16 protein-coding genes and 1 riboswitch are annotated in these 18,385 nt (G+C 50.3%); of the genes, 11 read left to right on the top strand and 5 right to left on the bottom strand.

Annotated features, from left to right (window positions below; translation table 11 throughout):
• The first annotated feature begins 7 nt into the window (after positions 1-7).
• Entirely contained in the window at positions 8-1,090 is a 1,083-nt protein-coding gene (locus tag KOG47_RS02725; protein WP_196431082.1) for a low temperature requirement protein A, read from the top strand.
• 30 nt (positions 1,091-1,120) lie between these two features.
• Here the strand turns inward: KOG47_RS02725 and KOG47_RS02730 are convergent, their stop codons facing one another.
• The 3 genes from KOG47_RS02730 to KOG47_RS02740 form a co-directional block, all read right to left on the bottom strand.
• Positions 1,121-1,846, bottom strand: coding sequence for a hypothetical protein (locus tag KOG47_RS02730; RefSeq protein ID WP_047795005.1), 726 nt, complete (start codon positions 1,844-1,846; stop codon positions 1,121-1,123).
• A gap of 84 nt (positions 1,847-1,930) precedes the next feature.
• Positions 1,931-4,252, bottom strand: a complete 2,322-nt coding sequence (locus KOG47_RS02735; RefSeq protein ID WP_215243722.1) for an ABC transporter permease — start codon at positions 4,250-4,252, stop codon at positions 1,931-1,933.
• 12 nt (positions 4,253-4,264) lie between these two features.
• Positions 4,265-4,963: an ABC transporter ATP-binding protein gene (locus KOG47_RS02740; RefSeq protein WP_214690581.1), complete on the bottom strand. Its 699-nt coding sequence runs from the start codon at positions 4,961-4,963 to the stop codon at positions 4,265-4,267.
• A 161-nt stretch (positions 4,964-5,124) separates the two neighbouring features.
• Between KOG47_RS02740 and KOG47_RS02745 the strand changes: the two genes are divergently transcribed.
• Both KOG47_RS02745 and KOG47_RS02750 read left to right on the top strand, forming a co-directional pair.
• The gene (locus tag KOG47_RS02745; protein WP_159562782.1) at positions 5,125-5,955 is read left to right on the top strand and encodes a DegV family protein; all 831 of its coding nucleotides are present in this window, start codon (positions 5,125-5,127) and stop codon (positions 5,953-5,955) included.
• A gap of 288 nt (positions 5,956-6,243) precedes the next feature.
• Positions 6,244-7,923 (top strand): sensor domain-containing diguanylate cyclase, encoded by a 1,680-nt coding sequence (locus KOG47_RS02750; protein ID WP_214690582.1) that lies wholly within the window; start codon positions 6,244-6,246, stop codon positions 7,921-7,923.
• 45 nt (positions 7,924-7,968) lie between these two features.
• Here KOG47_RS02750 and KOG47_RS02755 read toward each other — a convergent pair whose 3' ends face one another.
• Positions 7,969-8,610: a homing endonuclease associated repeat-containing protein gene (locus KOG47_RS02755; protein WP_074036101.1), complete on the bottom strand. Its 642-nt coding sequence runs from the start codon at positions 8,608-8,610 to the stop codon at positions 7,969-7,971.
• A 452-nt stretch (positions 8,611-9,062) separates the two neighbouring features.
• Here KOG47_RS02755 and KOG47_RS02760 point away from each other — a divergent pair, with 452 nt between their 5' ends.
• The 6 genes from KOG47_RS02760 to KOG47_RS02785 all read left to right on the top strand — a co-directional run bounded on the left by KOG47_RS02760 (position 9,063) and on the right by KOG47_RS02785 (position 14,962).
• Positions 9,063-9,875 (top strand): undecaprenyl-diphosphate phosphatase, encoded by an 813-nt coding sequence (locus KOG47_RS02760; RefSeq protein ID WP_196431078.1) that lies wholly within the window; start codon positions 9,063-9,065, stop codon positions 9,873-9,875.
• An 80-nt stretch (positions 9,876-9,955) separates the two neighbouring features.
• Positions 9,956-10,098, top strand: a riboswitch (FMN riboswitch).
• A 152-nt stretch (positions 10,099-10,250) separates the two neighbouring features.
• Positions 10,251-11,315: a bifunctional diaminohydroxyphosphoribosylaminopyrimidine deaminase/5-amino-6-(5-phosphoribosylamino)uracil reductase RibD gene (gene ribD, locus KOG47_RS02765; protein ID WP_215243723.1), complete on the top strand. Its 1,065-nt coding sequence runs from the start codon at positions 10,251-10,253 to the stop codon at positions 11,313-11,315.
• Positions 11,315-11,956, top strand: a complete 642-nt coding sequence (gene ribE / locus KOG47_RS02770) for a riboflavin synthase (protein WP_214690585.1) — start codon at positions 11,315-11,317, stop codon at positions 11,954-11,956. The genes ribD and ribE overlap by 1 nt, the downstream gene beginning before the upstream one ends.
• Positions 11,956-13,140, top strand: a complete 1,185-nt coding sequence (locus KOG47_RS02775) for a bifunctional 3,4-dihydroxy-2-butanone-4-phosphate synthase/GTP cyclohydrolase II (RefSeq protein ID WP_074036106.1) — start codon at positions 11,956-11,958, stop codon at positions 13,138-13,140. The genes ribE and KOG47_RS02775 overlap by 1 nt, the downstream gene beginning before the upstream one ends.
• Positions 13,137-13,601 carry a 6,7-dimethyl-8-ribityllumazine synthase gene (gene ribH, locus KOG47_RS02780; protein ID WP_074036107.1) on the top strand — a complete coding sequence of 155 codons (465 nt, stop codon included), beginning with the start codon at positions 13,137-13,139 and terminating at the stop codon, positions 13,599-13,601. The genes KOG47_RS02775 and ribH overlap by 4 nt, the downstream gene beginning before the upstream one ends.
• Positions 13,602-13,726: 125 nt before the next feature.
• Positions 13,727-14,962: a GAF and HD-GYP domain-containing protein gene (locus tag KOG47_RS02785; RefSeq protein ID WP_215243724.1), complete on the top strand. Its 1,236-nt coding sequence runs from the start codon at positions 13,727-13,729 to the stop codon at positions 14,960-14,962.
• A gap of 38 nt (positions 14,963-15,000) precedes the next feature.
• Here KOG47_RS02785 and pruA read toward each other — a convergent pair whose 3' ends face one another.
• On the bottom strand, positions 15,001-16,545 hold the full coding sequence (pruA, locus tag KOG47_RS02790; RefSeq protein ID WP_159562777.1) for an L-glutamate gamma-semialdehyde dehydrogenase: 1,545 nt from the start codon (positions 16,543-16,545) through the stop codon (positions 15,001-15,003).
• Between the two features lie 171 nt (positions 16,546-16,716).
• Between pruA and KOG47_RS02795 the strand changes: the two genes are divergently transcribed.
• Positions 16,717-17,520 (top strand): hypothetical protein, encoded by an 804-nt coding sequence (locus tag KOG47_RS02795; protein WP_215243725.1) that lies wholly within the window; start codon positions 16,717-16,719, stop codon positions 17,518-17,520.
• A 13-nt stretch (positions 17,521-17,533) separates the two neighbouring features.
• Entirely contained in the window at positions 17,534-17,971 is a 438-nt protein-coding gene (gene bcp / locus KOG47_RS02800) for a thioredoxin-dependent thiol peroxidase (protein ID WP_215243726.1), read from the top strand.
• Positions 17,972-18,385 lie beyond the last annotated feature (414 nt).

Consider the following 18,385-nt stretch of genomic DNA (forward strand, 5'->3'; position numbering starts at 1 on the left):
GGGCTAGATGGAAGAAAAACGAGCCACGTGGTTAGAGCTCTTCTATGACCTGGTTTATGTCGCTGCGATTGCGACGGCGACCCATGTCCTTCTTCATACCCATCATGGTGTCATCCCGTTCGAATATGCCTCGAAGTTCGTCCTCATGTTCATCCCGATTTGGTGGGCGTGGGTGGGGCAGACGATGTTCATCAACCGCTTTTTCGAGGATGCGATTCACCAGCGTCTGTTCGTAATTGGACAGATGATCTTCGTATTAATTATGACGGCGAGCTTGAACGTGGATTTTGATGACTACTACTATTCATTTCTCATTGGCTACTTAGGTTTGCGCGTCATGACGGTCTTGCAGTATACGATGGTAAATCGACGTATTCAAGACCCGGCGGCACGCTTTTTAGGCACCTATTTTTGGATTGGAATCGGCGTCTCGTCGTTATCCATCTTTTTTGATGGAAGCTTGCGCTACGTCGTGCTGTATCTCGGGCTCATCATCGATTTGATTGTACCGATCATCGGTCGGAAACGCTTGGCCATGACGCCCATAAACTTAGGATATTTGCTCGAACGCTTTGGTCTTTTGACCATCATCGTCTTAGGGGAATCCATTATCAGTATCTTGGCGGTGCTCGAGCCGCAAGACGGGGATATTCGGTCCATCAGCTTTTCGATTTTAGCATTCATCGTCCTCATCGCCATTTGGTGGCAATACTTTGACAACATCGAAAAGAAAGTGGACAAAGACGCGGTCGGGACCGGTCAAATCATTTTGTACGGTCATCTGTTCATTTGGATGTCACTCAGCGTTCTGGCGAGCATGATGAAACTGATGTATCTCGGGGAGTTGGATGAGCGCTTTGAAGTGATGGTGACGTTCGGTGCCGTTCTCGTCTACTTTTTGTCGACGACGCTCGTGTTTCACAATCATCGCTTCCCGGAAAGCCGGTTGCACTGGGGCTATTTCGTGTTTTTCGTCGCGCTCATTCTCGTGTTCACCGGCCTCCATCTATTCGTCCTCGTCTCACCGTTAATCATCATGATTGAACTCGCCATCTTCTTCGCCATCTATGCGAAACTGACGACCACATAAAAATGGAGCACCGCGGGGCGCTCCATTTTCTTATTCTGCTGCTTGTGGGACGAGATAAATCAAGCCAAACGGGTTATGCAACAAGTTGTCGATGGTCGTCCGCTCATCTTCTCCCATCTCGACCGTGAAGGCGCGACCGTCTTCAAAGGCGAAATGGTCGCCATCGCCGAACATCGCGCCACCTGAGATGAGGTGGAAGTTGAACGAATGGATTACGTGGATGGCATCTTCAATGTCGAGTGTCATCGGCACAGCCACGTCTGCATGACCGAACGCTTTCATTCCCCATGACATATAGGCGTTCTCTTCTTCTGTGATAGCCGTGAGAAGCGAATAGTCGAGTGCGAGGTCTTCTTCTTTTGATTCTTGCCACTCGTCTTTCGAGTAAGAGACACCAGCTGACTCGACCATGACGCCAACTCCACCTGCGTTTAAGACGGCGTTTGCGGCACGACGTGCAGCGGCGACGTCTGTCAAATCGTTGACGTCGACAATCAAGTAGACGACATGCGTATGACGAGCGATTCCTTTCGCGACTTTCGGGGTGAACCCGCCAGAACTCGCGTGAATCATCGCCTCGGCGAGGGCTGGGTCACGTTCGACGACTTCTACGGTGAACGCCTTCCCTGTCTCATCTTCGAGCAACAACAGACCGGCCATCGTGTAGCCTTCACTATGTAAACTGATTTGTTCGCTGACGCCTTCTGCGGAAGACCAGTTTCCGGGAATGGCGAGCATGACTTGTGTACGATTCATGTGTATCATCCTTTTCTGCAAAAGTCAGGTCTCTCCTCAGGAGAGACCTGGTCTATCTCTTATTATGCCCTATTTTGGCATGAATTATTCTTGATACGTCTTTAAAACTTCCTGAAGTGGGATTTGATCGATTTTTCGGCGGCTGATGAATGTACTCATGAAGAAGAGGAGAACGACTGCACCGAGCGTATAGACGATATAGATCCATTCAAATTCAAGTGGGAGCACGAGCCCATAATCTTCCGCGAAGACGACGACGATGACTCGAAGCGTCAACAGGGCGATGGGGATGCTCAAGAGGGCGGAGATGAGCGCGTAGATGAAGTAGCTGTTCAAAATCATCGAGCGGACTTCCCGTTTTTGATATCCCATCACTTTCAACAAGGAGATGACGTAATAGTTCTTCTCGACCGTCAGTGCCGTCAAGACGAACAGGATGCTGAAAGCGATGAGGGACGCTCCACCAATCAAGACATTCATCATGAAATTCATATATTGGTTGATCGATTCGGACTGATCAATCAACCCTTGGCGTGACAGAATAGTCGAATAGTCCGATTCGCTCGGACGCTCCGTCGCATAGATACCGTTGAACAGATCATCCGTTGCGCCAGCGGTGAGAAGTTCACTTAACGTCGCCCGGGGCAAATAGGCGAAGTCGCCAGAGAATTCATCGGCAATCCCGATAATGGGATAGGTCAACGTGTCCCCGTCGAGTGCGACATCGATGTCTTGACCCACATCGAGGCCGAGTTTTAGCGCGAGTGAGGAGGAGACGACAAGGCCGTCGGGTTCAAGTGTCAACACATCCCCATCTTCGTTTCGGAGTGGGAACAAGGTGTTGTCGAAGTCGAGTCCCTTCAAGGTGATCAGGTTATCTTCGACAAAGGCGAACGGATAGGTGAGGAACGGTTCTTGTCCCGCTTCTAAAACCGGTGTCCCGTCTGTATACGCCTCGTATTCATACACCGCTTCGTTCAATCCGCCAACGGTCATACGGTCGACGGCGCCGTTCATCATGAGGGCGAAAACGATGAGAATCGTCGAGAAGAGGATCCCGAGAAAGAAGATGAGAAAACTCCCCGTGCTCTTGACGGCATACAAATATTTGAACTTCGTCTTGCCACTCGCCCGTCTCAACAGGCGACTGACAAGTCGACTGAGTCGATTCAATGAGACATTGTCCCGTGGTGACAAGAGGGCAAGGGCGCTCTCACCCATAATTTTATAGATGACAGCTCCTGCAACGAGCGCAAAGAAGAGGAGCGGGGCGAACACGGCTGTCACGAACACGAGTGGACTTTGGGCGATGGTGATGGACGGTAAAAGATAGAAGTCGAGATAGAGTTCTTTCAACGGGTTCGCGAAATAAAGCCCCAGGAAATAACCGATGATGAGCATAAAGAATGCGAAAACCAAGATGAGCACCAAGTAAGGCGATGCGATTTGCCGACGACTATAACCAATCGCCTTCAACAGTCCGATTTGTCCTCGTTCCGCCTCGAGCATATTTGAGATCAGGATGGCGACGATGATGACAGCGATAGAAACGATAAAGAGACTGAGTCCGAGCGCCATCGCCTTGCCGGATGAAATCTCACTGTAGATGGCACCACTTCGGATAATATTTTCCGTCTCCATGACCGAGACGACAAACGGGAGGTCTATGTCGGTCTTGATCGCTTGATCGGTCACCCCGGACAGTCGGAAAGACTCTTGCCCGATGAATGTTTCGAACGATTCATCCGTCATCAAGAGGAGGGTCTGTGAACCAGGGTCCAAGTTGAAGAAGTTATCATCGAAGAGTGGGAGCGTATAGTCCGGAAAGAGGACAAATCCACTCACCGTGAACGGTTTGCCGATGTCGATTGTGTCTCCGATGTCGATACCGTTCTCCTCTGCATATTTTTTATTGAGGGCGACTTCGTCATTCGCGCTCGGTCGATCACCGGCTTCGAGGTAGGAGCGGTTGATCGTGTCTGATTCTTTGACGATCAATCCCCGATGTTCAATATCATCGAACGTGTAGGTGATGGCTTTTAAGTCACGGAGTTCAATCGTAGCATCCGGCATCTCCTGTTCGACGGCAGCGATTCGCGATGCGATCAGACGATTGAAGACTTCCGCATCGGCTTGTTTGATGTCAGCCAATGTGAACGTTCCTGTTTCCGCGAGCGTGGCGATAGCGGGGTCGCGTAACTCCTCTTCCGTCACCCGATTGAGCATGTCAATCGCAAAGTCTTCCTGATTCGATTCTTCCAGATACTCTTCAGTCGGGACCTCGATTCCACTGATGCCATAGAACATCATCGTGTACGTGAGTGAACTCATGACGATGATGATGGCGATGGCGAGGAGTTGCATCCACTTCCGATTTAATGTCTTCCAGACGTTTTTATACAGCATGTTGCCACCCCCTTATCCCCAATGGATGTCACGTGCCGCGACCCGGGTCTCATGATGGGTCACCTCCACGATTCGACCGGAGTTCATCTTGATGACATCGTCCGCCATCTCACTGATTCCATTATTGTGTGTGATGACGACGACTGTTTTTTGATACGTCTTGTTCAATCGTTCCAATAGTTCGAGTACTCTCTTCGAATTTTCCTCGTCGAGTGAGCCCGTCGGTTCGTCACAAAAGATGATGGCGGGATTTTTGGCGAGGCTGCGGGCGACGGAGACACGTTGCTGCTCACCGCCCGATAGTTGATAGGGGTATTTATCACGTGCCGCTGTGAGCCCAACTTGTTCGAGCAATTCATCAATCGGCAGCGGGTCTTTCGTTAAGTCAGAACCAATTTGTATGTTCTCATAGACGGTCAAGTTTTGAAGAAGGTTGTATTGTTGGAAAATGAAGCCAAGATGGTCGCGTCGAAAAGCAGTCATCTGATCGACGGATAGGTCGGTCAGCACGGTGTCGCCGAACGTGATCTTACCTGAGGTGACCGTGTCGAGTCCGCTGATGACGTTGAGCAGTGTACTCTTCCCGCTCCCGCTTGGACCTAGGATCACGACGAACGCGCCATCCCGGATGGTGAGGTCGATGTCTTTCAAGGCGGCCGTTTCCACGTCGCCTGTCTTATAGATTTTGCTGACGTTCCGTAGTTCGATCATGCCACACATGCCTCCTTTATTTGTTATCTAAGGTATACCCTTTTCGAGAAGTGATTGGACGAGCTACACATAGGATGTTTTGAAAAAATAGTGAAACCGCTTCACCTGTGATAAAATAATATAACCAGGTACTAAAAACTTTTTTTAAGGGAGAACTCTTTATGAAGATTGCTTACATCACGGACAGCACGATTGTCCTTCCAGATGCATTAGCGCAACATCCTGACATCCACATTGTCCCGCTCTATGTCGTCAAAGGGGACCAGCCGTATAAAGATGGAATCGAAGTCGATGCGAAAACGGTTTACGAGTGGATTGACGCGGGAGAGCGCGTCTCGACGAGTCAGCCCGCGATCGGGGATTTCGTCACACTCTATGAAAAATTGAAAGAAGAGTACGATATGGGCATCGCGATTCACCTATCGTCTGACCTGAGTGGGACGTATTCGGCGTCCGTTCAAGGGGCTGAGATTGCGGAGTTCAAGTTGCTCGCCTTCGATTCACGGGCAGGTATCTATACGATGGGACTCATGTTCGAGGAGTTGATTGAACGCGTCGAAAGAGGCGATGCGCTTGAAGACGTGGAAGCATACATGAAGAAGCGCGTCGAGGACGTCCGCATCGAATTGACGCTTCAAAACTTGACGCAGATGCAAAAAGGCGGTCGAATCTCTAAATCGAAGGCGCTCATCGGGAACATGCTTCAATTGAAACCTGTACTTCGATTCGAAGACGGTTTGATTGTCCCGTATCAAACGGTCCGCACATACAAGAAAGCACAAGCCCATTTGTTCGAAGTGTTACGTGCGGCAATCGAGTCCGGTGAATGTCAGGACGTCTCGATTTTCCACGGAAATGTCCCTGAGCTTGCTGAGGAGTGGAAAAAACAACTCGGTGACACGATTCCGATCAGAGTTGATACACTCGCACCACTTCTTGGGGCGCATACGGGATCCGGGTCAATTGGAATTTCTTATTTGAAAGCGAAATAATGATTAAGGGCGGTCCTCCTACGAGGATCGCCCTTTTACGTATTCTTTTGTTTCCGCAAATAGAGAAGTGTGATAGTGAGCGAATAGATGATCAAAAACGTGATCAGAAATAGAGAAAAGTCCATGGTTAGCCCCCTTTATCCAAGTTGTTGCCGACATCTAGAAAAGCGAAACATCAAATTGGGAATCATTTCAATATTTCATTGTCTCAACTTTCAAACAATTGCTGGAATGTTTTTGCATTACGGGTCATACTAGAAAAAATGAACGAGAAAAGGGGGGAAGACGATGCGATTTCGGAAGTACCTAGTTCGGAGCTGGTTCGCGTGGACGCTCGTCTTCACGGGAGTGACGTATTTGACTTTCCAAAACCTTGAGGCGTTCGACTGGCCGTTGTTTTGGTTCATCTATACGCTTGGGGCATTGTTCGTCATGAATCCTTTAAAGCGCAGGCATCTTCACTTCACGTTCCATGAGATGTTTGTCTTTATCACATTCTTTTTATACGGACTAGCGCCCGCACTGTTGATGGGGCAATTGCTCCTCTTCACGTTTCAGGCGCGAGCCTTCAATCGTCGCGTCGGGCGACGACGGTTCCTTCATTTCTATCCGCTCAACACGGTGATTGAATGTCTGCTCGTTCTGTTGCCGGGGCTCGCCTATATCGCTCTCGGTGGACGGATCGGAGAGCCGATTCATTTGATGCAACAAGGCGTGGCGATGTTGGCGTTTTTAGGCACCTTGTTCCTCGTCTTGACGATGAGTTTTGCTTTATCCTACTTCATGGTTGGAGAACGGATCCCGTTCCCGATTATGTGGCGATTGATTCGCTTTGATTGGCTCGTCGTGTCACTCGAGCTTTTGTTCTCGATGATTGCCATCGAGTCGTATCTCGTCTTCGGTTATGTCGGACTCATCGTCACGTTCTTCGTACTATCTGTCCTAAAGATGACGATGTCGAAAGCGACGGAGACGGAAGAAACCAAATCGAGAGTCGATCAAGTCGAACGCTTGAAAGAACAGCTGTACCGCGTGGACAGCGAGCAATTGTTGATTGAGAAGTTTTGGAACGGTCTACGTGATATCGTCGAAGTGGAGCGTGGTTGGCTACAGGTCAATCGAAAAGGGGAGCGGACGTTTTATGATATGACCGGTCGCGTCATCCCGAGTGTGCCGGATGCCTTCACGATTGAACGGTATCATGATGAGGACGAACCGTGTTTCGTCTATGACTCGCTCCATGAATGGCATCCTGAATTGCAGCGAAACCAACAGGAACTACACCATTCGGCGCTCGTCATCCAACCCGTTTGGGGAGCGGAGACGGCGGTCAGCTGCATGGTATCGACGACGGCAAACGGGGCATACGAAACTCCGATTGCGGTTGAAGTGAACCGCCTCCTCAAGACGTTATCTTGGTCAATCGAACGCATCGATGAACGCAAACGTTTGCAACACGAGAGTTTGACAGATCCGTTAACGGGATTACATAATCAGCGGGCACTACGACGTTGGACGAAAGAACGTTTGAACGATGTGGCGTCCTATCCGCTCTCTGTTTTCTTGATCGATTTGGACCACTTCAAATCGATCAATGACACATACGGTCATGCATTCGGGGACGAGGTGTTGATTGAAGCAGGTCAACTCTTTACTCGCAATGTTCGAGCGACGGACTTGGTGACGCGCTACGGAGGCGAAGAGTTCGTGTTCGTCTTCCCGAGAATGGATGAGGCGGCCGCCAATCTGGTCGGCGAAAAGATACGAAACGCCTTGAAGCGCCATGATTTTGGGACAGAAGGCACGCGCATCACGGTGACGGCGAGTATCGGGATTGAAACGATTTATGAATATGAAGACCTCGATACAGTCTTGCGACATGCGGACCGGGCCATGTATGTCGGGGCGAAATTTAACGGGCGAGATCGTGTCGCCCACTATCATGATCTGTCGACAGAGGTCAGATGAAAGGAGGATCCCCAAAATGGTGGATCCTCCTTTCGTATGAAATGATTATGAGTTCGTATTATAAAGTTCAGATTCAACCGCATGAACGGCGGCTGACCAGGAGCCATAGCGATGCAAGATCGCTTTCGTTGAAGGTTTGTTGTTGCGCTTTGCCCATTCACGGTAAGCTTCGAATGAGAGCGAGAAGCCCATTTCCTGAATGGCTTCACGAAGGGCGTTCGAGAGTTCTGTTTTCGAATAGGTCACACTCGCCTCAAGTCCTGCCTCGGCACAGGCATCATGCCACGAACCGAACGTCTTGACTATATGATAATGGCTCGGTGCCTTCGGATGGAGCTTTCGCCATTGCTGATACTTCTTCAAGGTGATGATCGAGCCCATGTCTCGCGAATAAATGGCGAGCGTCTCGATGATGTCCTCGCGTGTATACTTCGGCATTTTGTCTGGCAATTCGACGGTTGACTCTCCATGCCATTCATAGCCTGCGATGGCAAGTGCCTCAGCCCATGACCCGAACTGACGAATGATCGACTCAGGAGACGGCCAATTCTGTTCCATTGCGAAGCGGCGATAGACAGAACGGCGTGGACGTTCCTTCAACAAGTCCCCGAGAAGACGAATGCAATGGATCATCCTTTGCTGTTCGGTAGACAAGTGATGGGATTTAGTGGATAGCGTTTGATTCAATGATGGTTCCTCCTTCCGTGGACTCAAATCTGAACCGACAAAGATAAAAAAATGCTCCTACAATCATACTATCGGATTGTTTTTCGGATTTATTAACGTGATTTTGAAAAATTTTAAACAATTCCTAGGAATTGGATAGGACTAAAGTCGCAGTTGATAATTTCAAAAAATGGTAACAGTTCTATTACAAATTAAATCGAATTTCGAGAGAAATGTAAACATAAAGTTTTAATCACCCAAATTTGTAATATTTTTATAAAAAAGTACCCAGCTGGAGAGTTGGGGTCATCGCCTTCGCTCCAGATGAGTACCCTTCTATAATAAATTTAATTTTCAGACTAATCAATCAAATATTGAAATTACGGCAAAAAAATTTTAATGGCTGGTCAATGAAAGACCGATTCTGCTAAAATAGCCGCATTGAGTGAAAAACAGAAAAGAGGATCATCACTATGACAGTTTGGTTATTTTATACGTTACTTGGATTGATTCAAGGGTTCACAGAGCCCATCCCGATTTCATCGAGCGGACATCTTGTCATCTTCCAAGAACTATTTAACATTGACTTGCCGGGATTGTCATTTGAAGTTTTCGTAAACTTTGCATCGCTTCTTGCGGTTTTAACAATCTATCGTCAAGACGTCGTTCGTCTCATCATGAGTTTGTGGACGTTTTTATTTAAGAAAGACCGTTCGAATGAGACGATGGTCGACGTGAAGTTCATCGGGCTGTTACTTGTCGCGACCGTTCCGGCCGGTGTGCTCGGTGTCCTGTTTGGTGACTGGATCGCCGAGGTGCTCGGTGGCGTGGCGACAGTCGGCTATACACTCATCATTACGGGACTCGCCCTCTGGTTCATCCGGAACATGCGAGGAAACAAGGGCGACGGTGGCATTACGCTACGTGACGCCGTATTGATCGGACTTGCTCAGGCTGTGGCGCTCATTCCTGGGATCAGCCGGTCCGGGGCGACTATCGTCATGGCGATGCTCCTCGGGATCAAACAGGAATCCGCGCTTCGGTTCTCGTTCTTCCTGTTCATTCCGATTAGTCTCGGGACGATGATCTTGGACGGTCCGACGTTGTTCACAAACCCAGACACGCGTGATTTGTTCGGTCCGCTCCTTTTGGCATTTATCGCATCATACGTGTTGACCGCCATTTCATTGAAGTGGTTCCAGCACATCATGGCAAAAGGCGAATTGAAGTATTTTTCATATTACTGCTGGATTGTCGGGCTTCTCGTCGTCCTCTTTCTTGCATAATCGAGGCGCTACTCTCACGAGTAGCGTTTTTTGTTTTGCGAAATAAAAACAATTGCGATACAGTAAACCTGTACAAACAAATATTCCTTCGGGGTCGGGTGAAATTCCCAACCGGCGGTGATGGGCCTATGCCCTAAGTCCGTGACCCGGGCGCACGTGTGCGAACGGTGGATCTAGTGAGACTCTAGAGCCGACAGTATAGTCTGGATGGGAGAAGGAACAAAAAACAGGTCCACGTGACCTGTGCTTCGTCGTACGCTTTTCTGTATAGAAAACGTTTATTTGGCTTGCCAAAATTCGACGAAACCCTCCCACCAAGACCCTAAGGACTGCTCCTTAGGGTCTTTTGTTTGTACGGAAAAAGGAGGGAGAACGATGAAACAGTACATGGAACAGGCCATTCAATTGGCGAAATCAGCCGATGGACAGACCGGTGTCAATCCACTCGTCGGTGCCGTTCTCGTGAAAGACGGACGTATCGTCGGAATGGGTGCCCACCTTAAGGCGGGCGAACCACATGCTGAAGTGCATGCGATTCGAATGGCCGGTGCGGCTGCATCCGGGGCGACTTTATATGTCACGCTCGAACCGTGCTCGCATCACGGTAAGACACCGCCGTGCGCCGATTTGATTGTAGAATCGGGCATCAAACGTGTCGTCGTCGCCATGAAAGATCCGAACCCGCTCGTCGCAGGCAATGGGATCATGCGCCTGCAAGCAGCCGGTGTTGAAGTCGATGTGGGTCTGCTTGAAGAAGAGGCGCGTGCCTTGAATCCGGCATTTTTGCGGTCGCTTGAGACGAAACGACCATACGTCATCTTGAAGACGGCAACGAGCCTCGATGGGAAAGTTGCCTTAGAGACGGGGGAGAGTCAATGGGTGACGAGTTCGGAAGCCCGTCGTGATGTGCATGAACTTCGTGCCACGGTCGATGCGATTTTGACCGGGATTGGAACGGTGCTCGCGGATGACCCATCGCTTACGGTTCGATTGGACCGCGTGACGCGACAGCCGAAACGAGTCGTGCTCGACCGTGACCTAAGGTTACCGCTCGCTAGTACGTTAGCACGTACCGCCGAAGACGTCCCGGTGCTCCTCTTCACTTCGTCAGATGAGGCAGAACGACGTGAACGAGCTCAAGCCGTCAGTATCGAATTATTCGATTATACGTCACTCGGCACGGTTCTTGAGACGCTATACGCAAATGGGATTGGGCGTGTGTTGATCGAGGCCGGACCGACGCTTGTCACCTCACTTCTTGACGGAGGCTACGTGGATGAATGGGTCGCCTATCAATCACCACGGGTATTCGGTGGGAAGCATGGCGTCTATCGCTCACAGCAGGAAGGGACGATCGATGGGATATCCCGTTTTACGATTCATCAGGTCGAAACGATTGGACCCGACCTGAAAGTCGTCCTTCGAAAGGGGGCGCTCTGATGTTCACGGGAATCGTAGAAGAAATCGGAGCGGTCAAAGCGGTCAAGCGCAACGGACCATCTTTACGACTCGTTTTGTCCGCTGTGAAAGTGCTTGAGGATGTGAAGCTCGGGGACAGCATTGCCGTGAATGGGATCTGTCTCACGGTGACGACGTTCGATGACGCGACGTTCTCTGTCGATGTCATGCCAGAAACATTGAAGGCATCGAGTCTAGATGGGGTCAAGCCTGGAACACCTGTCAATCTCGAACGAGCGATGCCGGCGAACGGACGGTTTGGCGGACATTTCGTATCCGGTCATGTCGACGGGGTCGGGCGAATCACGAAGAAACGTCCTCTCGCGAATGCGGTCTATGTTGATATCCAGTGTGACCGCGCGCTCCTTTCCTACATTGTCCCGAAAGGCTCGATATCTGTAGATGGAACGAGTTTGACTGTGTTTGACGTGTCAGAGCGTGGGTTTACCCTGTCCTTGATTCCACACACATACAGCGAGACCGTGCTTGGGATGAAACAGACGGGTGATTTAGTCAATTTAGAATGTGATCTGTTAGCAAAATATATGGAAAAGGTCGTCGGGCAGTCGAAGATGACGCTCGAGTCTTTGGCGGAACAAGGATATGGAAAGGCGGGATGGTAATGTTTGATTCGATTGAACGGGCGGTTGAGGAACTGAGACGAGGACGTCCCATCATCGTCGTGGATGATGAGGACCGTGAGAATGAAGGGGACTTTGTCGTACTCGGTGACAAGATGACACCGGAAACGATGAACTTTTTGATCACGGAAGGGAAAGGACTCGTCTGTAGCGCCGTAGCAGAAGAAGTGGCAGTTCGTCTCGACCTCGCGCCGATGGTGACGAACAGTACAGACCCACACGGTACCGCCTTCACGGTCAGTGTCGACCATATCGATTCGACGACTGGTATCTCGGCGAGTGAACGGTCTCACACCGTTCGTGAGTTAGCGAACCCATCGTCCCATCCATCCGATTTTCAACGTCCTGGACATCTGTTCCCGCTCATTGCGAAGAAGGGAGGCGTCTCCGTTCGCCGAGGTCATACCGAAGCGTCTGTCGACCTGGCGCGACTCGCAGGAAGTGAGCCGGTCGCGGTCATCTGTGAAATCATTCGAGAGGACGGGGAGATGGCACGCGTACCTGATTTGGTACAAGTCGCTGAACGCCACGGGTTGGCATTCATCACTATCGAAGCGTTAGTCCGATATATGGAGGAGAACCTCGTCACACGTGTTGCGGACGTGTCCCTACCTTCCTCAAAAGGAACGTTTCGCATGATAGGGTATGAGAATCGAATGGACCGTGAAGAGCATGTGGCGCTCGTGACGGAGACACTTGAGGAGGTCCCGCTCGTTCGCATTCACTCCGAATGTCTGACCGGTGACGTCTTCGGTTCGTTCCGATGTGACTGCGGTCCGCAACTGGACACGGCGATGGCACGAATCGAGCAGGAATCGGGCATCGTGCTCTATATGCGTCAAGAAGGGCGAGGCATCGGACTGTTGAACAAACTGAAGGCGTACGCCCTTCAAGAGAATGGATTGGATACGGTCGAGGCGAACGTGGCACTCGGGTTTCATCCGGACCTTCGGGACTATCGGGTGAGCGCGGCGATGCTTCGTGATCTTGGCGTCACCCGTGTCCGGCTCATGACGAACAACCCCGATAAAGTCGATGCCTTGGAATCATGTGGCATCACAGTTGTCGAACGCGTTCCGATTCATGTCGGTGCGCATGAAGCAAACGAATCGTATCGCCTGACGAAACAACTCAAAATGAATCATATTGGAGGAACATGGACATGACCTATACATTTGAAGGAAACTTAGTTGGAGAAGGCTTAAAGATTGGAATCGTCGTCGGACGGTTCAACGACTTGATCACGATGCGTCTGCTTGACGGGGCGAAGGATGCCTTGAAACGTCATGGAGTGAAGGAAGAGGATGTGTCGCTCGCCTTCGTCCCAGGAGCATTTGAACTCCCGCTCGTCGCGAAAAAAATGGCGATGAGCAAACAATACGACGCGGTCATCACGCTCGGAGCCGTCATCCGTGGTGCGACCCCGCATTTTGATTACGTCTGTAACGAAGCGGCAAAAGGGATCGCCCAGGCGAGCTATCAATCCGAAGTCCCGGTCATCTTCGGCGTGTTGACGACGGAGACGATTGAACAGGCGATTGAGCGTGCAGGAACAAAAGCAGGCAACAAAGGGTGGGAAGCGGCGACTTCTGCCATCGAGATGGCCAATCTATTGAAGCAAGTGTGATCACGAACCGGGTGACAATCACCCGGTTTTTCAAATGGTTGAACTAGGATGAAAAAACTGAAAAATGGGTAAAATAAGTGCATGGAACGAATGCATGTATTTGAACGATAAGGGAGGTTTGGCACATGGCAACTTCGCACGAATCATTGACGTTACAGTTACAACAACAAGAGCGACTCCATCACCTGCTTTCGTCACTCCTCAATCGCTTTTTAACGACAGAGATTGCGGATTTCAAAAAGCGGGTTGACCAATCGCTAGCCGAACTTGGACATTATTTCGCGGTCGACCGCGTCTATGTCTTCGATTACGATTTTACGAATCAAGTCTGCCATAACACGTTCGAATGGTGCGCCGAAGGAATCACGGCTGAAATGGACAATCTTCAAGACGTGCCGATTGATGTGCTGCCCGAGTGGGTGAATACCCATGTGGCGGGTGAGACGATGTATATTCCACGGGTCGCCGATCTACCTGAAGGGAGCGCCGTCCGCGCCATCTTAGAACCGCAAGCGATTCAAAGTTTGCTCGCGGTCCCCATGATGCAAGGGAAGTCGTGTCAGGGATTTGTCGGGTTTGATTCCGTCGTCTCGGAACGGACGTACACGGAGTACGAACAACAGGCGCTACAAGATTTCAGCAATGCGCTGCTCGGGGCGGTCGAGCGACACCGCATCGAGGCCGGGCGGGAAGAAGCGCAGCGGGTCCTCGCCGAGCGTGAAAAAGAATTGATCGATTATCAAGAGGGGCTTGTCCGCACGCTGTTACGTTTGTCCGCACTCCGTAACAACGAGACGGGGAACCATATCGAGCGGGTGCAGGATTTGTCGACGCTGTTCGCGACGATTTTATACGATCATCACCATCCGGAAGTGTCACCGCTCTTCATCGAAGGAATCCGTCTCGCGGCACCGCTCCATGATATCGGCAAAATCTCTGTTCCGGACGCAATCTTACTCAAAGCGAATCAACTGTCCGACCAGGAATGGGTATTCATGCGCGACCATGTGCGTGTCGGCGGCGAAGTGTTGAAGGATTTGCAGACACAGTTCCCTCAGAATTACTTCATTCAAATGGCCTATCACATCGCACTGTATCATCACGAGCGCTGGGACGGCACCGGGTACAACCAAGGACTGAAAGGGGAAGACATCCCGCTTGCGGCTCGAATCGTCACCATCATCGACGTCTATGACGCACTACGGACGGTCCGACCGTATAAACCGGCCTATACTCATGAGGATGCGATTCTTGCGATGCGAAATATGGAAGGGGCGTTCGACCCGACTTTGTTCGAATTATTCCTGGTTCATCAAGAAGAAATCGCCATCATGTTCGAGCAGACATTTAAAGCACACTAAAAAGGAGACGTCCCATCGGGGGAGCGTCTCCTTTTTGATTAGAACGTTTCAGATGTTGTTTTCGCTTGCATGTGGAGTTGGATGTAATCCGGGCCACCTGCTTTTGAATCCGTACCTGACATGTTGAATCCACCGAACGGCTGATAGCCGACGATTGCGCCTGTGCAACCACGGTTGAAGTAAAGGTTCCCAACGTGGAAGTTTTGGCGAGCGTATTCTTGATTCATACGGTCACGTGTGAGGACCGCCCCTGTCAAGCCGTATTCTGTGTTGTTCGCGATATCGATTGCTTCTTTGAAGTCTTTTGCTTTCGTGAAGGCGACGATTGGTCCGAAAATCTCTTCTTGCATGAGGCGTGCTTTCGGGTCGACGTCTGCGACGACAGTCGGCTCGATGAAGTAGCCTGTTGAATCGTCTGCTTTCCCACCTGCGACGATGCGTCCTTCTTCTTTTGCGACATCGAAGTACGATGTGATCTTCTTGAAGGCCGATGCATCGATGACTGGTCCCATGAAGTGTTCGTTCTTCTCTGTGTTTCCGACAGAGAGTTCGTTCGTGAGTTCGACGACACGGTCGAGTACCGTATCATACACGCTGTCGACGATGACGGCACGTGAACAAGCCGAACATTTCTGACCAGAGAAACCGAATGCCGATTTCACGATCGATTGTGCAGCGAGCTCGAGGTCGGCTGATTCGTCGACGACGATCGTATCTTTTCCACCCATCTCCGCGATCACGCGTTTGAGCCAAATTTGACCTTCGTTCAACTTAGACGCACGTTCGTTGATGCGGAGTCCCACATCACGCGATCCTGTGAAGCTGATGAAGCGTGTCTTCGGATGGTCGACGAGATAGTCCCCGACTTCTGCACCCGGTCCCGGGATGAAGTTGAGCACGCCTTTTGGAAGACCTGCCTCTTCCATCACTTCGACGAATTTCGCAGCGACGATTGGCGTCGTCGAAGCTGGTTTCAAGAGAATTGTGTTACCGGCGACGATGGCCGCAACTGCTGTACCGGCCATGATTGCGAATGGGAAGTTCCATGGGCTGATGACGATCCCGACCCCGAGTGGGATGTAGTCATACCGGTTGTATTCGCCTGGGCGGCTCTCCACTTTCTTGCCTGGTTTGAGTTCGAGCATTTGACGTGCATAATATTCCATGAAGTCGATTGCTTCCGCTGTATCCGCATCTGCCTCGTTCCACGGTTTACCCGCTTCTTTGACGAGATAAGCCGAGAACTCGTGCTTACGCTTGCGGACGATGTTCGCTGCTTTGAACAAGACGTCGGCGCGGACAGCCGGGTCGACATGGCGCCATGAGTCAAATGCTGTGAGTGCTTCTTGCATCGCACGTTCTGCGAGCTCTTGGTTCGCTTTTGACACGCGACCGATCACTTCTTCTTTGTTAGCCGGGTTGTAAGACGTGATTTTACCTTCCGTCGTAACCTTTTCCCCACCAATTACGAGCGGATAGTCTTTCCCGAGCTCACCGTTCACTTTCTCGATTGCCGCTTGGATTGCTTCGGCATTCTCTTTTTGTGTAAAGTCTGTGAATGGTTCATGTTTGTATGGAATCATTCTCGTTCCCCCTTAAAGTGATGTTGAGCGTTAAAGCGCTTACGTCTGTATTGTATCGAAATTATCGTAGAAATCCTAGTGAAACAATTTTCCAGAAACACATGGCATTGGAGCAAGAAATCGAGACGTGATAGGATGGGGGAGAACACGGCTTTAGAAAGGACGAACAACATGAAAAAATGGTTCATTCCGCTACTCCTCGTCTTCATGCTCGGGGCATGTGGGAACGAGGAAGAGACGGTGGTAGAAGAGACAGACCGCGCATTGCCGGACGCTGTCACGAACGTGTACGCAGACTATCAGACGGCACTTGAGTCTGGAGACGCTGAGGCACTCGCATCAATTGATTATGCTGGCCGGTTGACCGAGATTCCGGCGACTGGTGCCGTCACCCGTCAATTGTCTCCTGGTGAGATTTATAAGAGCTGGGTCAACGAAGAGGAAGACGTGGCGTTCCTTGTCCATGAGATGATCGATGAAGAAGGGAACCCGCTCCCGAACCGACTCAGTAAAATCGCTGTGAAGGAAGGGGATGAGTGGTCACTAGTCATCACACCGGTCGCTTTACCAAAAGACGTGATTGCCGAGGTCGGAGAGTTACTCATCGGTGTCCAGGCGAACGAGTACGGAGTGAATGCCGAAGCGAACGCCCGTCTCGCCGAGATTCCGGAAGATGAGGCTGGTCCGATCTATGACCAAGTCAACGCACAGACGGACTATATGGCGCTCGAGGCAGACAATAACGTCTTCCTGCTCATGGCGGAAACGTTGACGGTCGAGGAGAACCAAACCATCATGACCGACTATTTCAAAGCGTATGAGACGTGGTACACCGATAACGAGGAGACGCTCCGAAAAGCAGCTGCAACGGAAGATCCAGTCGAGTATATCGAAGTGCTTGACCCGTTAAAGACAAAATTAGAAGAAGCGATTGATGGCTATGACGAACAACTTGTCGACCCATCGTTTGGCTAAGGAGGAACAGCAGATGCTCGCACCAACATTTTCATTACCGAACCAAAACGGAGAGATGGTTTCATTAAAGGACTATCTCGGCAAGAAAGTCGTCTTATACTTCTATCCTCGAGATTCGACACCTGGTTGCACGACCGAGGCATGCGATTTCCGCGATGCGTTGCCGAAGATGGAAGGCGCGGTCGTCCTTGGGGTATCGGCCGACAGTCAAAAGAAACATCAAAACTTTATCGCCAAGAATGACCTCCCATTTGATTTACTCGTGGACGAGGAACATAAAGTGTCCGAGCTTTACGGCGTCTGGCAGTTGAAGAAAAATTACGGGAAAGAATATTACGGCATCGTCCGTTCGACTTTCTTGATCAACGAGGACGGCTATATCGAACAAGAGTGGCGCAACGTCAAAGTGAAAGGTCACGTCGAAGAAGTCGTGGCTGCCATTCGTTCGTAAAACGAGAAACTGAAGGAAAGGTCATGAACGGTTTCAGACTGTAGACAACGCATGGGTCTACAGTCTTTTTTGTTCCCTTAAGAGTCTCGCCTGCCCGTAATTGGTCGCTGCTATCAAGCCGCTTCGAGCGTGCTTTATACGGTTGCAACCACTCCATTTCTGATTGAGATGTAGTCTATCGATTAACGGTTCGTAGTGATCATGAAATCCGGGCTCATGCACTTGAATATATATTACAATCATATTTCGAAATAAATTTTAAGAAGCTTTTAAGAATAAGGGTTCAAGGAAAATATTACAATTATATAACGTGTTGAAAACGCTTTCTTTAGGCGGTGTACCTTGACTCGATTGTGAATGTTCTGAAAAATATAGGGAGAGCGCTCAAATCAAGAACGTAGGAGGAGAGCAACA

The sequence above is a fragment of the Exiguobacterium sp. s121 genome (assembly GCF_018617245.1).
Lineage (GTDB): Bacteria > Bacillota > Bacilli > Exiguobacteriales > Exiguobacteriaceae > Exiguobacterium > Exiguobacterium profundum.